Annotated in this window: 16 protein-coding genes and 1 pseudogene; 2 read left to right on the plus strand and 15 right to left on the minus strand. The window is 38.0% G+C overall.

Annotation, left to right across the window (positions count from 1 at the left end):
- The first annotated feature begins 230 nt into the window (after positions 1-230).
- On the plus strand, positions 231-470 hold the full coding sequence (locus NQ488_11385; GenBank protein ID UWN95170.1) for a DUF6061 family protein: 240 nt from the start codon (positions 231-233) through the stop codon (positions 468-470).
- 167 nt (positions 471-637) lie between these two features.
- On the opposite strand, the gene NQ488_11390 is transcribed toward NQ488_11385, so the two are convergent.
- The 5 genes from NQ488_11390 to NQ488_11410 form a co-directional block, all read right to left on the minus strand.
- The gene (locus NQ488_11390; protein ID UWN95171.1) at positions 638-1,150 is read right to left on the minus strand and encodes an ABC transporter permease subunit; all 513 of its coding nucleotides are present in this window, start codon (positions 1,148-1,150) and stop codon (positions 638-640) included.
- 81 nt (positions 1,151-1,231) lie between these two features.
- Complete coding sequence (locus NQ488_11395) at positions 1,232-1,957, minus strand: ImmA/IrrE family metallo-endopeptidase (GenBank protein UWN95172.1); 726 nt, start codon at positions 1,955-1,957, stop codon at positions 1,232-1,234.
- Positions 1,958-2,087: 130 nt separating this feature from the next.
- On the minus strand, positions 2,088-2,687 hold the full coding sequence (gene lexA, locus NQ488_11400) for a transcriptional repressor LexA (GenBank protein UWN95173.1): 600 nt from the start codon (positions 2,685-2,687) through the stop codon (positions 2,088-2,090).
- Positions 2,688-2,876: 189 nt separating this feature from the next.
- A complete protein-coding gene (locus tag NQ488_11405; GenBank protein ID UWN95174.1) occupies positions 2,877-3,860 on the minus strand; it encodes a WYL domain-containing protein in 984 nt (327 codons plus the stop codon).
- Positions 3,861-3,880: 20 nt separating this feature from the next.
- A complete protein-coding gene (locus NQ488_11410) occupies positions 3,881-4,309 on the minus strand; it encodes a hypothetical protein (protein UWN95175.1) in 429 nt (142 codons plus the stop codon).
- Positions 4,310-4,616: 307 nt separating this feature from the next.
- On the opposite strand from NQ488_11410, the gene NQ488_11415 reads away from it, so the two are divergent.
- The gene (locus tag NQ488_11415) at positions 4,617-4,853 is read left to right on the plus strand and encodes a DUF6061 family protein (protein ID UWN95176.1); all 237 of its coding nucleotides are present in this window, start codon (positions 4,617-4,619) and stop codon (positions 4,851-4,853) included.
- Positions 4,854-5,172: 319 nt separating this feature from the next.
- Here the strand turns inward: NQ488_11415 and NQ488_11420 are convergent.
- From NQ488_11420 to NQ488_11465, 10 genes and pseudogenes are all read right to left on the minus strand, one after another.
- Positions 5,173-5,865 (minus strand): annotated as a pseudogene (locus NQ488_11420) (aldo/keto reductase).
- A 62-nt stretch (positions 5,866-5,927) separates the two neighbouring features.
- A complete protein-coding gene (locus NQ488_11425; protein UWN95177.1) occupies positions 5,928-6,299 on the minus strand; it encodes a DUF6033 family protein in 372 nt (123 codons plus the stop codon).
- A 58-nt stretch (positions 6,300-6,357) separates the two neighbouring features.
- A complete protein-coding gene (locus tag NQ488_11430; GenBank protein UWN95178.1) occupies positions 6,358-6,972 on the minus strand; it encodes a DUF6033 family protein in 615 nt (204 codons plus the stop codon).
- Positions 6,973-7,004: 32 nt separating this feature from the next.
- A complete protein-coding gene (locus tag NQ488_11435; protein ID UWN95179.1) occupies positions 7,005-7,556 on the minus strand; it encodes a hypothetical protein in 552 nt (183 codons plus the stop codon).
- 234 nt (positions 7,557-7,790) lie between these two features.
- The gene (locus NQ488_11440; protein UWN95180.1) at positions 7,791-8,387 is read right to left on the minus strand and encodes a hypothetical protein; all 597 of its coding nucleotides are present in this window, start codon (positions 8,385-8,387) and stop codon (positions 7,791-7,793) included.
- Between the two features lie 65 nt (positions 8,388-8,452).
- Complete coding sequence (locus NQ488_11445; protein UWN95181.1) at positions 8,453-9,208, minus strand: hypothetical protein; 756 nt, start codon at positions 9,206-9,208, stop codon at positions 8,453-8,455.
- A 21-nt stretch (positions 9,209-9,229) separates the two neighbouring features.
- Entirely contained in the window at positions 9,230-10,030 is an 801-nt protein-coding gene (locus NQ488_11450) for a FlxA-like family protein (GenBank protein ID UWN95182.1), read from the minus strand.
- Positions 10,031-10,206: 176 nt separating this feature from the next.
- Complete coding sequence (locus tag NQ488_11455) at positions 10,207-11,577, minus strand: GHKL domain-containing protein (GenBank protein ID UWN95183.1); 1,371 nt, start codon at positions 11,575-11,577, stop codon at positions 10,207-10,209.
- Entirely contained in the window at positions 11,574-12,287 is a 714-nt protein-coding gene (locus NQ488_11460; protein ID UWN95184.1) for a LytTR family DNA-binding domain-containing protein, read from the minus strand. The genes NQ488_11455 and NQ488_11460 overlap by 4 nt, the downstream gene beginning before the upstream one ends.
- 183 nt (positions 12,288-12,470) lie before the next feature.
- Positions 12,471-14,210: a MobA/MobL family protein gene (locus tag NQ488_11465; protein UWN95185.1), complete on the minus strand. Its 1,740-nt coding sequence runs from the start codon at positions 14,208-14,210 to the stop codon at positions 12,471-12,473.
- Positions 14,211-14,295 lie beyond the last annotated feature (85 nt).

The raw sequence follows: 14,295 nt of genomic DNA on the forward strand, positions 1-14,295 counted from the left end.
TCTCTCAAGCCTTTGAAAACACTAAGTTTGGCGCAGGTGAGCTTTCCCTTATTGTTTCCCTTGTGTTATATCGTCCCACCAGTGTTTACGAACTCTGATAAGGGCAAATACAAGGGCAAAAAAACTGATAACACATTATAGCACAAAATGAAAATGACATGGTGAACTGATTGAAACGCTTCTGATTTTTGTAAGAAATGATTGATTGAATGATAAGGAGATTTGATACAATGAGAACAATATTTGCAGAATACAATCCACAACGTAATAGTGTTGATGTTTATACCTCTGCGAGCTATATGCTCCGCATTGACTGTTGGGAAGCAGAAAAGAATTTAAAAACTACGCCTGGCTCAGATTGTGCATTAAATGCACTTGCAATTGATGAACCGCTTGAATATGTACGATTATATCTGGATGGGAATATGCAGATGTGGGTAGATGCGGAAGATTCATTGGAAATCTTTTAAAATAATCCAAACTTACGTCAGCTACCACATACATGTAAGTTGTCATCTGTTTGTGTAATCACTAAAAACATTGACTTTAAAAATCAAAGCCGCCGTTATATAAATACATGAAATTGAATCTGCTTTGCGACGGCTTTTTCTTTTACCATTTGTAAAAATAGAAATAATCAATATAGTTCAGGCACTTTTCTTTTAAAGATAAGTAGTGTAGCAATGACGGTAACAATAGCAACTAAGATAACTTGCATTATGGACTCCTGATTGGTTGTGTTTTTGGTGATAATAACTTGCCGTAACACAATAACAATCAAAGATGTAACGATTGTTGCAGGAACAGATTTTCTGATCATGCCAATAATAAATGACCACAGAGACAGCACCATACATATAATCACAGTGGTTATTGCCATTGGTATCCATGTTCGGAGCATTGATGGTTGAAATGTTCCCTCCAGCATATTAAAGGATTTATCCGCAAATATAATATAACTGCTACAACAGATATATCCAATCGTCATTGAAATCGCTGTATAAACCATGATTATAGTTAATTTGCTGGCAATCAATTTTATTCTGTTTAAAGGATAAGAAAACATAATCGTAATTGTTCGATGATTATATTCTCCAATAACCAGCTTTGCCGTTAAGACCGACGAGTACACAAGAAAAATGAATGACATCAATAAGCCAATGACAAGGTATGTGCTTTCAAATGTGTCTTTGACCTGTTTGTATTTCAGGTTCTACCTGAGTCTGTAACCTCATTGTGAAACACCTCCCAGATTTAACTCATTGGAAATGTACTCAAGGATATTGTGATACTCAAATAGCCCCATATCTCTCAATCTGATAACCAAGGCTGTATAAGATACTCCGATATAAGCTGCCATTCTGCGGATAACTGCTTTATCCTTTGAAGTAATGGTATTATCGCCATAAACTTTTATCGGATTTGACTGATTATATTTCGCCAAGGCATTTTCAATAATTCTTCTCGGCATAAGAAGCGAAGCTCCCATTGTATCTGCCTGCCACTCGACAGACGCAAACATCTGAGCCAGTTCCTCTTTGGAATAACTACGCTCACTGTCATACTCTGCATGAAAGCGTCCTTCACTCGGCATTGCATACATCTTACTCAAGATATGATGTGACGCTTCGTGTGCCATTGTAAATCTGCGACGTCCCTGCTCCTTTTCAGCAAGAAGAAATTTATCAAGTACGATGGTATCTTTCGGGAAAACAAAGGGAATAATTTTTCCGTCCTGATGTATCAGCAGTGGTGTTGCTCCATCTGCCAGAAAACCAATCCTGCCTGCATCATCTTCTGCGAAAGAAGCGTATTCAATTCGTAACATAAGAAATTCTGTAATGAAATGTTCTATGTCGATGGATTGAATCACTCGATTGCTAAACTTATTAGCATAAGCTGTTATCAAGCCTTCGCTGATTTCTTCCAACTCGGCTCTTGACATATAAATACTCAAGTTGTGTCCACCTCCGACTCCACCTTGTCCGGCGGTGCAACTCCTCCGGCAAAGTTCTGTTGTATTTCCGCACTATCCAAATTGATTAGATAGCGAATTCCTTCAAGTGTTCTCATTCGTCTGTCCTCTGTTATAGTTCTTTGATGATGTGACAAGCCACACCCTGAATGCAGCACTCATCTACAATGATGTCTTTCATCTTCTTATTTTCCGGGTGGAGAATGATTTTCTTATTCTCATCATCTCGGAAGTAGCGTTTCAATGTATTCTGATTATCCACAAGGGCAACTACTATATCGCCATCATTGGCTTCTACCTGCTTTTTAACAACCACAAGGTCGCCGTCATCAATCCCTGCTTCAATCATAGACTGACCGCTTGCTCTTAATATGAAGAAATCTCCTTTGCCGAAAATGGCAGTAGGAAGTGATACATATTCTTCAATATTTTCTTCCTCATACTGAGGACTGCCACAAGGAATAGAACCTACAATCGGTGTCTGTGTCTGTTCGCCACTGTACTTACGGGTCACATTGGTACGAATCTCCTGCCCGTCATACTCAATCATATTCTTCTCAGCCATCTCTACCAAGTATTTATATGCTGTACCTCTGGCAATACCAACCGCTTCAGCAATCTTTGTAGTCGATGGGGATTGTCTGTTTTGCAGGTAATAATCCTCGATGTACTTTTTTATCTCACTCATAAGTTCAGGACTCTTGCTTCTCATACCTGCACCTCGCTTTCTTTTCTATCGGAAGCAATTTGCTTTCGATAGTTTTATTATACCTGATACGAAGAAATTTTCAAGTAGGTTTTTCGCAAAAGAAAAGAGGTGTCGCAATTTGCTAACACCTCTCCATTCTTTAATATTGACTTTACGCTTTATGCAGACCATCTACATAAATGCAAATCTGCACTATTCATTCTCTTTCATATCTTCAGTAGCTTTTGTAAGCATTTGTCTGTATTGCTCTTTCAAGTTTTCCGGTGCAAGTATCTGTACCTTGCCATTAAAGCCAAACACCCAACCGAAAAAGGTTGGACTGGCTGATACTTCGGTCTGTACTCTGAAAGACGTCATATCATACGCAAGGGTTGTCACATCTTCTCCGAAACGGTCAACCATTGTTTTCATCAGGCTGTTATCACACCGTAAATCCACAAGGACTTTTTCGCCTGAGAACATAAAGAAAACTTCCTTTGTGTAATTCTCAATATCAAAATCATCCGGCATAGGAATAATATCTTTATCCAATATCTCCGGCTTGGAAGCAATACGGTCTACCCTGAAATTGATAACCTTTCTTTTCTTCTCTGAATATCCGAGAACATAATAATAGTCCCCACACCAGAGAAGTTTATACGGGCTGAGCTTATACACTTCGCCCTTGTTCTTCAGAACCTTTTTCTTTAATCCGGTATAATCATAATACTGAAAAGAAATCTGTTTACCTGTATTGATGGCATCGTTTATAGCGTCAATGATATAATATATCTGCTCATTATCCGGCTTAATTCGATTGACCACATAGTTATTACGCTTCAACTTTGCCACCTGCCCCGGACTGGTCATCGTATGTATCTTCTCAATCAGCGTTTTGCTTTTCTTCTTTGTAATAAACTTCGATGACTCCACTGCATCTATCAGCAGTTTCAGTTCCGGCAATTCAAACTTACGACTGGCTACAAAGTATTTGCTCTGAGTAGAATGGATAGTAACAATATCCATTCCAAACTCCTGAAGTGCAGCAATATCTTTTGTGACCGTCGTTCTATGTGCAGATATTCCGTATTCATCATTCAATATATTGATTAGCTGCGTCGTCGAAAGCGGATGTTCCTCGTCCGTTCGTTCCTCTAATATTTTCTTTAAGTATAATATTCTCGGCTTTGTTTCCATTGTTTGCCCTTTCCAAGTTATTACTCATATAGTCCTTTGAACATTTCTCCCTGTATCACGCTGATTTGTTCAGTCGGAATTACTGTTTCATCCTGCATAATCAGTTTGCGTTCAAATTCATCAATCTTTTTCACTATGCCGGAATGCGTGAGATATGCTCCTCCGGATTTTTTATCATCAGGCACGAAATAAGTTATTGATATTTCCTGTTCTGTGCCGATATTATCTCTAATCATATTTAATTGGTCATTTAATTTCATAATGACTTCATCGCTTAACTCTAACCGTTCATCTGTTAGCCTTGCAGTCTCTTTAATGGCTGCATCGTGTCCTGTAAGTGCCGCAAAAGGTGCAAACTGTGCTGCTCTGTCGTGAAGTGACATACGAGGATGGTTCTTCGATGTCGGATTCGGCAGATTGATTATATCGTCATAGGAATGTTCATCCATCTGTTACAGCACCTCCTTTGCTCGACAAACTTGAATTGAGATTTCACATATTCTAAGGGATTTAATAATTATTATATTATGTTATCAAATTCCTTACAAGCCCTTGAAAACACTAAGTTTATCGCAGGTGAGCTTTCCCTTAGGCTTTCCCTTATGTTATATCTTCCCATACGAGTTTATGAACTCTGATAGGGGAAAAAATAAGGGAAAGAAAATTATATAAAACAAAATAAAACTGACATAGTGAACTGATTGAAATGCTTCTGATTTTTTTACTGATGATTGAATGATAAGGAGATTCGATACGATGAGAACAATATTTGCAGAATACAATCCTAATCAAAACAGCATTGATGTTTATACCAGTGCAGGCTATATACTCCGTATTGATTGTTGGGAAGCCGAAAAGAATTTAAAAACCACACCTGGATCTGATTGTGCTTTGACATCGCTTGCAATTGATGAGCCACTAGAATATGCAAGGTTATATCTTGATGAAAATTTGCAGATGTGGGTAGATGCTGAAGATTCCTTAGAATTATAAAGTTTTGAACTGTGATTTGCAAGTCTTGAAAACATCAGTCATAATGTGTTTAACAGTTCCGATCCGGTTCCAAATGTACTTCGGATTCCCGGAACCGGATACTCCGGCAATTCCCACAAGCTTATTTAGTGGAATATCCACATTAATATGTTTCAGATTATGAACATGTGCATTTCGAATTTTAATCACATTCGGATGATTCTGTTCCTTCATTTTCTTATCCTTTCCGTATAACAATTTTCTTATCCTATTATACAGCAAAAGCGTATTGCCGGTCGTATAAACCACAATACGCTTTTGCCTTTATGAAGCTACTTTGTTACACAATACTCATAAACCATTCCACTGTTTCTGGTGAATAATGGGAAAAGAATAAACTCTTTCCAGTATCAAGTGCCTCGATCTGCTTCATTTAGTCTTCTGTCAGCACAAAATCAAATACATTGAAATTCTCCTGCATTCGTTCTTCGTGCGTTGATTTTGGAATCACAACAACGCCATTCTGAAGCAAGAAACGAAGTGCCACCTGAGCTACACTCTTTCCATATTTTGCTCCGATTTCTTTCAGTACCGGAGTATTGAAAAAATCATTTTTTCATTCTGCAAACGGTCCCCAGCTCATAATCTGTGTATTATGTTTTGCAAGATATTCACGAGCCACTTTCTGCTGCTGGAACACATGTGTTTCCACCTGATTTACCGCAGGAACAACTTCTGCGAAATGTGCAATATCGATATAACGATCCGGATAGAAGTTTGAAACGCCGATTGCACGTGCCTTGCCTGCTTTATAGGCTTCCTCCATTGCACGGTATGTTCCGTAATAATCGCCAAATGGCTGATGAATCAAAAGCAGATCCACATAGTCTGTTTTCAGTTTCTTCAAGGATTCCTCAATCGAAGCCTTTGCTTTTTCATATCCTGCATTGCTGATCCAGATCTTTGTGGTAATGAAAAGTTCCTCTCTTGGCAGACCGCATTTTACAATTGCCTGACCTACGCCTTCTTCAGAGGGGTATTGTCAAGTGTGTATGTAAGATTTTATGAAATTGCTTCTATTTTCATCTGAATCCATTAAACTAAAAAATTAAATCTTCCGCCGATTTTATTCTCCTCCGGTTTGGTAGAATCCCAGTCAATATTTTTGATCTTATCCAAAAGTTCTTCTTTTGAATTTGCCTGAACCGTAGTTTTTCTTACTTCGATTTGCTTGGACTGATCCTTTTTCTTTGCCTCTTTTTTCTCCTCAGCTTTCTTTTCCTGAAGCTTTTCAAGATATTCTTTCTGACTGGCTGATGATTTTTCTAACTCTGCAAAGAATGTGGTAGTTCCGTCACTATTAAAAGAGATGCCAAATTTTGTAATTTTTGTATCAGTATCTGCATTGCCGTTAGTCTTACCGAATACTCTTTCAAATCCGAACTGGGCATTGATTTCATCTGACATACGCAAGGCTCCCTCAATGCTATGCATTTTTTCTGCATAATACTTCGAATCTGATTATTTACACCTTCAAATCAACCTTGTTCTTTTTTATAACTTCTTTATGCTTTTTCATCGAGAATACTTCTTTTCCTTCCTTTGTATCCTTTGCTTTTTCCAACTGCTTCTGTAGGATTTCTTCGGCTTTTTCACTCATATTCTGGAGAAAGGATTTTACTTTTGAATCTTTATGTCCTATTGCCCATGAACTAATATTTCCATCTTTATCTATTGCCCATCCCTGTTCAACTCTCCATCCAATATCTGCTTGTTGCTTTGCAAACTGCTCATCTAGTTTTTTCATGTTACCAATTTCTTTTATGTACTCATCTTCTAAGTCTGAATCATTTGCCATTTTTGTTAAAAACTGAGGAGAAATCGCTACATTCGTGGTAGTTGATTTACCATATTTCATCCCCGGACTATAATTTGCTGATACAAAACTATAATTGTCAAATTTTTTAGAAAGATAGGAAAGTTCATCCGCTGCAGTTTTTCGGGTTGTCCCTGTCTTTACATCTTCTGTTTGCTCCACAACCTGCTTTTCTGTGGTTTCCTTAGCATTATTTTTCCGTATATTACCGGTATAAGCATTTGTGTAAATATTAGAGTAATTGTTTACACCTGTAACTGCCATACTAACATCCCTTTCGTATTACAAAGCTTTCATTACCTTTTATTAGCATAATAATCCCAAATACCATTAAGCATTTTCCGATCACCATCTGATACATTCAGATTTAGCCTTAAATCTTTCCAGTCACCCGAATACTGCTGCAATAATTTCTGGTTATCCGACTGGATGGCGGATAAAAATGCCTGATATGCCGAATTTTGGATAACCCCCTTTTCTTTAGATTTTGCAGTATTCTCCTGGTTCTCACCTATGTTCTGTTCATTTGCTGTCTGTCCACTTCCTTTATGGTAAACTACCGATGGGGTAAAATCCTGTAATTCTGACCAGATTTCTGTTGAAGTTGCCATAAAATTACTGTGATTTTCATATGCCTGATTCAGCATATCCAGTTCTTTTTCTTTGGTTAATTCCTCAATTTTGCCCGATTCTGTCACATAATACTCCGGCTCATAATCTTGTTCCGCATATTTTTCTTCAATGCTGTTTTTCATTTTGTTATATGCTTCTGCCATTCTGTTTACATGATGTTCAAAGGAATCAGTTTTTACACTCTCTGTATCTTCTTTGACAAATATATCCGTCACTTCCTTCTCAAAACGGTTCTGATAATCCATAGAACTGACAGAAGATAAATGTCGAAAGCTCTCCTGCCCTGTTTTGGAAATGGAAAGTGTATCTGTATACTGTGTCATTTTCTTTTCTAAATCTGCCGGAACATTTTGCTTTGTATTTTTCCTGCTGTTATGTTCGATTGCAGAATATGTAATATTTGTATTATTGTAAATCTTCATAGCTGTTTCCTTCCCAGATAAATACCATTAGACTCTAATATCAATCGGCACATACCTTTTAATTGTGTCTGTTTGTACCATTTCTGCTGCCTCTAAACTATCTGTAGCAAGCTGCTCCTGCAAAACCTCGTCTGGAAGTTCTTCCATATTCTCCACAGTTTTTTCCGTCATCTGCTCTGTCATTTCTTCGGTTGTCTCCGAAAGTTCGTCCATGATTTCAGACATCATGCCCTTGTTTTCTTCTGTTCCAAGAGCTTCATCCACCATTTCTTCCTTTCGTTCTTCTTCTGTTTTAGGCTTATTCCTCTCAGCAGCTTCCGCAATCTTTTCGCCATGTTCTTCTGCCTCGTCCATGACATGAAACATCTGTGAATTATTATACTCCTGATTTGCTGCCGCAATTTCATCCTCATAATTATGAAACATTTCCAGCTTTTCAGAGATTTCTTCCAAACTGTCAGCCTTTCGGTTTTTCAAATTTTCTTTTTGTGCTTCAAAAAAAGCCACCTTATTATCCCGTTCCTGCTGTCGCTGCAATTTTTCCTGTGTACTTTTCAACATATTAGAACTATTAAATCTATTTATCAGTAAACCTCCACCGGATAAATTGACTGTAAAACTCATCTGGTTCCTCCTTCCCGACAAATTAATACAAAAGATTTTTCTTCTTGTCATTTAGGCTTAACATACTATACTTCCTTATCTATCTTACTTGACGTTAGAGAGGAATCTTTTTTAGAATATGTACCATTGTTTGTATAAGTCGCACTTGCCCGATTCGCAGCATTTGATATACCAGCTGCTTTCTGGGCTGTTTTGCCTGCAAAGGAATTGTAACCTGTAAAAACCGTTTTCAATGAACTGATATCTGCTTTCTTCAATTCATCTTCATCCAGCTCCAGCTTATTCCCCTTTCCTATGGTAATACCTATTTTAGAAAGTAAATGACTGGTTTTGTCTGTCATGCCTGTCATCCATGAAGCATTTCTAAGGACATCTTTTGTATTGGATTCTCCTGCCTCCTTAACAACATCATTATAATCATCAATAAAAGATTTCACTTTTTTGGTAATTGCATCCCAGTCATAATCCTCTACCTCTGTTTCTTCCCCGGTCTTTTCATCCTTCTTTTTTATTTTCTTTTTTTCCCAGAGTGACGCATCGTTTAGTGCATCTGCTGATTTTTTCAGGGAATCCGCACTTGTTTTCATCAGTGTAAGCTTCTGTGAAGTATCGCCTTTACCCGATAATTTTTCTGCATCCTGCTTTGCATAATATGCTTTCATAAGTTTTCCATAGCTTCCGTTTTTAATCGCAGCATAATCAGAAAGCATATTGGTGTTTCCTACGGATGAACTGTCGGAAGTTCCTCCAAATAATGCGGAATAATCTACATTGCTGTTATATTTACTTGTGTAATCACTAAAACTCTTAATCTCTGACATAATACCATTCTCCTTTACCAACTATAAACGAATATCAATCGGTGTATACACTGCCTGCTGTGTTGCATTCTGTGCATTTTCCAGAGTCGGTGTTTCTACTGTCACCTGTGTTTCCCCTTTGATATCCGTATTCTTTACGCTGTCTGTCTCCTCTGCCGCAGCCCCCGCAGATTCCTGTGTTTTCTCGGATTTATCAGTATTGTTCTTTGTTGCAGTGTCTTCTGTATTGCTGTTCTCCGCTTTTGCAGCTTCTTCTACTGATTTATTTGCATCTGCAAGTGTAGACATCTGTGCTGCTGTCGCAGACTGTGCCTTTGCCTGCAGCTCTGCCAGTTCTTCTTCCTTCTTCTCAGTATTTCCTTTTCCGGCATCCTGTTTGATTTCAGATTCAAGCACACTGGCACGTCCCTGTATCTGTGTTGCCATACTTCCCTGCACCTTTGCCTGTTTCATGGAAGAATCTGCGGAGATCATCGCCTGCATACTTGCCTGTGACAATCCGGTGTCTTTCTTTTTAGAAGTGCTGCTTGTTCCAGCCACCATATCATCCATAGATGACGAATTTTTACTCTGCTGTTCCTTTCTCTGCTCGATCTGGTGCTGTCTTAACTGCTGATTGAGATTGTTAATCTCCTGCTGTATCTCCTGACGCTTTTTCATCTTATCCTCTAATGACATTTCTTCATTCGATGATAAATCCTGTAGCTTCTGCTGTGCATTTGCAATCTGATTCTGAATATTTTTACTTACAGAATCATTCCCCTGTGTCATTCCCATTGTTCCTATCTGCGTATTTGTCCCACTAAATCCATTGATTCTCATCGTATTGGCCTCCTTGAGCTTAAATTCTGAAATCCGTTTTCTAAAAAATCTGTACAACATGATTTCTCTTTACTGATTTTTCGGCATATCTTTCTTCACAATAAACAGCGATGTTGTGAACCGCCCTTTTTTTGTTGTGAAGCAAATAAAAAGCACCTTGAAGGTGCTTTTTGTCCTTATTCTACCTGTAACATAATACTTAGAACCACTTCCTGATTCTCCTGCTCTAAAGATATATCTCCCATATACATCCTTGCAACTCTCCGGATATTATGCAGTCCAATTCCATGCTCCTTCCCGGATTTCGTTGTTTCAGGCAGATCACTGTCCTTATAATTTAACTCTCCCTCATATCTGTTCTTTATGGTTATCATAAAAATACTGTTTTTCCGAAAAGAAGAGAGACTGATATAAGGATTTTCTCCACTTACATTTTCCATGCAATTATTCAGTGCATTGTTTAAGATCACGCTTAAATCAAATGCATTTAATTTCGTATCCCCCGGATAATGAAAATCTGATATAAAACGAATCTGCTTTTCCTTTGCTTCTCTTAACTTTTCCATCAGAATCACATCAATGACAGGACTCCCCGTTTTTATCTCAGGAGATATTTCATTCCACTCCTTTTTCAAATGCTCCATATATTCTGCTGCATCATCCATATGATTCTCTGCCACAAGATGTTCCAGCATCTGTATATGATTCCCCATGTCATGACGCAGGCTGCGGATATCCTGATACAGCTTTTCCACTTCCCCGATATGCTTTTTCATGTCACTGACCTGATTTAACACCAGCTCCTGCCCTGTCTGTTCTTCCTGTGCCACCTTCCAGTTTTGAAACATCGTAGTCATAACAAGAATTGCTATGATAGAAATAAAATAATGCACAAAGCTTAAAGCTCCATAAAATCCATAGGTATCTGTCAGGCTCTTTCCTGTACCTTTTTCATAAATATTCAAATAATATTGTAGAATGCCATACCCTGTAACTCCCACGAGAGAAGGTATGATAAGCATTACCAGCTCTTTGACGCTCATTTCATCATTTTTGTATACATATGCTTTATTGATCAGACCAATTGCAACTGCAAGGAAAACGATACAAAGCACAATATCCAGAATTCTCGTTCCAGCATAAAGTACATATTGCAGCCATTGTCTTCCTGCAATCGTATTTCCAAAAACCAGAGCTTTTGTGATAAAATCATCCATTCTGCCTGCCATTGCAACCGCAAGCCAACGGATAGAAAAAAATGTCACTGCAAGAAATATTTTCTGATAAATGTTTCTTCTGTCCTGTACATACATCACAAGAAATGCAGCCACAACTCCCAGCATATATGCAGAAAAATTGCCAATCTGCTGCGGTATCAGATACAGCACAGACATAATTCCAATATAAACAATACTGACCAGAGCAGCTTCCCTTTTCTTTTTCATATATGGATATACAAAAACACCAAAACAGATTCCTGTAATAATCAAAATTGCAATAACAGAAAACTTCGATGTGATCATCCAGCATCTTTCCACTAAACTCATCTGACTTCATTTCCTTTCCTCTGGTTATACTTCAGATATTGCTTCACGAACTCCGGATAATTCTTTTTTGCAATCAATGCAGTTCCATTTTTCATAGTTACACAAGTTGCATCATATTTTTCTACATATTTAAAATGTACCAGATAGGCTCTGTGTGTTCGGAAAAAATCTGTTCCTGCCATATCACTTAATTCCTGTAATTTACCATAGTATTCAATATCCGTACTTCGTGTATGGATAATAACTTTCCGGTTATACACCTCGGCATACACAATATCACGCAGAAAAATTTTTATATGACTTCCGGCGTTCTGTACCATAATATACTTTTCGTCTTTTTCAAGTCTGGAACTCCTTTTTATGTTATGGACTGCCTTTGTCACAACCTCTTTCAATTTCTCATCGGAAAATGGCTTAACCAGATAATGAAATGCTCCGACATCAAATGCCTGAAAAACATACTCCTCTGCTGCTGTCACAAAAATGAGTATCATATCCTCATTGTCCTGACGAAGCATCTTTGCCGTTTCCATCCCATCCATTCCCGGCATCTGAATATCCAGAAAAAGAATATCCGGCTTACTGCCACTTGCGATCAGTTCATCACCCGATAAATATTTATCTATAACCGCATCCGGCAATAACTTTTTTATTTTTTCTTCCAGTATCTGAACCATAGATACTTCATCATCGCAGATAGCAATTCGCATATTGTCACTTCCTTGCTTACATATATTTATAGCTATTATATCGGATAAGTTCATGCAATATCTATCTGGAATGTTGTGAATTGACCTTTTTTTGTTGTGAAAAGGTCATCAATTTATGCTAACAAATTTGTAAACATGAATAGAAGAACATAGTAATCCATATAATTGGGAAAACAGAAGAATTTATCTCGCCCATTTGGCTTGGTTCTGTTTATTATATTGCCTGGAACTTTCCACCTCATTCTGCAGTCTATCAAGTTTCTCCGACATTGTTTCTGTCTTATCCTTTGAAACAACTACATTGTCATAGCCTTTCTTCCAATCTTCAATTTTCTGCTGATAATCTGCAAATGCCGTCTTAGATTCCTTATAACTTAGATAAAATTCATTCATGTTCTCAAATCCATAGTTGCGAACCATGTTTGAAAGTCCAATCTTCAGGCGATCAATATAATCTGTCTTTTCATCAATCTTTCTCTGCAACTCTGCTTTCCTTGTGAGCTTTGCCAAACCTTTTAAATCTGACAATTCAATCTCAAAATTACCTCTTCGCTGTTCTGCCTCAAAGATAAGTTTATTCTGATTATCAAGCTCTTCCTTTATCTTCTTTAGTTTGGTATAATCGGCTACCACTGGTGTCATTACAGGCTTGGCAGGTGTTTTCTGAGTAGCAACCATCTCTTTCGATGGTGAGGTAATAACATTCTCAGCTGATTCCCCTTGCTTTGGTTTTATATCCTCAATAATTGCATTTTCTTCAATATGCGTAGCTGTATCTGCCACTATATGACTTACATTATCAGTCTTATCAGCTATCACAACATCCGTATGCTGTATCTTACTCCAAATAGTTCTGGCTGCTTCAAGCACCTTCGATATCAGCAGTACCAACTCCGTAATCGCCATATTTAGTATCAATGTTAATCGTTGTGGTTTGTTTCCATATCGTTGAATCGACCTTTTTATCGGTTCTGTGATATGTTCCCTTTTTATCTGTAAAATATCATCCATAGGAACATCGCTTATAATTGCCCTGTCAACTTCGCGATTCCAATCCATCCGTAGCTTATTATCCTGCTCAATCTGTTCTACCTTTGGATTATTCCTGCCAATTTTTTTAGTAGCAAGATATGGACCGTTACGGTCAAATACTGTTAATCTGTCTTTTTCATCCGTTACCCAGCGGTTTATCATTCTGGTATAGAATAACTTTACCTCGTCCAGAAAATCTTCCTGCTTGAACCTCGTATTCTTTGAAGTAAACAGCTTCTTCTCATAGATTTCTCCTTTTTTGATAACCTTACACCTTTTGCGGATATTGCCAGCTTCATCAAGGATTTCTTTCTTAGTTCTTACATGATTACCACGCTCATCATAGAACATATTTCTTGTGGCAGTCTTGATAACCAGCTCTGCCAAAAGCTGCCTTTCAGAAAAGATAAGATGGATATGGAAATTTGTCATACGCTTGTTATGGTGAAGTGCCGCAACACATTCTACGCCATACTTTTCCTTAAACTTATCTGTAAATGATCTAAGCACAATATTAGGCATTCCTTGTTCAAAAAGTGATTCTGGCAGAGCAATGATAAGCTCCCTTGCCTCGATACATTTTCCCTCAACACCGCTTTTCTTAAATTCCTGCTGGCTACATCGTGCAAGTTCTGTCCAGTAACTTCTTTCCGTAGTTTCATAGACCGCATACAGATGTTCCTGCTTTGCATGGCTTGATATATAGGTTATTCTTCCTCGGACATTCGACAGTTTGGTCATCTGTATAAATGAATGTCTTGTTGTCAATGTGCTTTCTTCTCCTTCCTCTGATAATTGGAATGAAAGATGAACAGATAATATAAGTGGTATTGCTATTGGCTTATTGCCGTATCCGGCATAACCAAATGCGACAGCATTTGTATAAGTCACGCTTGCGTGGCTTTGCTCCCTGCAAGGGCGAAATACGCTGAGCATAAACCGTAGGTTTGTGCGAGGGGTGTATTTCGCTCTCAAA

This window comes from [Bacteroides] pectinophilus (assembly GCA_025146925.1).
GTDB lineage: Bacteria > Bacillota > Clostridia > Lachnospirales > Lachnospiraceae > Bacteroides_F > Bacteroides_F pectinophilus.

Bases quoted from the DNA above. Each gene is read 5' to 3' on its own strand.
- NQ488_11385 (UWN95170.1), top strand. From the start codon at position 231: ATGAGAACAATATTTGCAGAATACAATCCACAACGTAATAGTGTTGAT.
- NQ488_11390 (UWN95171.1), bottom strand. From the start codon at position 1,150: ATGTCATTCATTTTTCTTGTGTACTCGTCGGTCTTAACGGCAAAGCTG.
- lexA (UWN95173.1), bottom strand. From the start codon at position 2,687: ATGAGAAGCAAGAGTCCTGAACTTATGAGTGAGATAAAAAAGTACATC.
- NQ488_11405 (UWN95174.1), bottom strand. From the start codon at position 3,860: ATGGAAACAAAGCCGAGAATATTATACTTAAAGAAAATATTAGAGGAA.
- NQ488_11410 (UWN95175.1), bottom strand. From the start codon at position 4,309: ATGGATGAACATTCCTATGACGATATAATCAATCTGCCGAATCCGACA.
- NQ488_11415 (UWN95176.1), top strand. From the start codon at position 4,617: ATGAGAACAATATTTGCAGAATACAATCCTAATCAAAACAGCATTGAT.
- NQ488_11425 (UWN95177.1), bottom strand. From the start codon at position 6,299: ATGTCAGATGAAATCAATGCCCAGTTCGGATTTGAAAGAGTATTCGGT.
- NQ488_11430 (UWN95178.1), bottom strand. From the start codon at position 6,972: ATGGCAGTTACAGGTGTAAACAATTACTCTAATATTTACACAAATGCT.
- NQ488_11440 (UWN95180.1), bottom strand. From the start codon at position 8,387: ATGAGTTTTACAGTCAATTTATCCGGTGGAGGTTTACTGATAAATAGA.
- NQ488_11445 (UWN95181.1), bottom strand. From the start codon at position 9,208: ATGTCAGAGATTAAGAGTTTTAGTGATTACACAAGTAAATATAACAGC.
- NQ488_11450 (UWN95182.1), bottom strand. From the start codon at position 10,030: ATGAGAATCAATGGATTTAGTGGGACAAATACGCAGATAGGAACAATG.
- NQ488_11455 (UWN95183.1), bottom strand. From the start codon at position 11,577: ATGAGTTTAGTGGAAAGATGCTGGATGATCACATCGAAGTTTTCTGTT.
- NQ488_11460 (UWN95184.1), bottom strand. From the start codon at position 12,287: ATGCGAATTGCTATCTGCGATGATGAAGTATCTATGGTTCAGATACTG.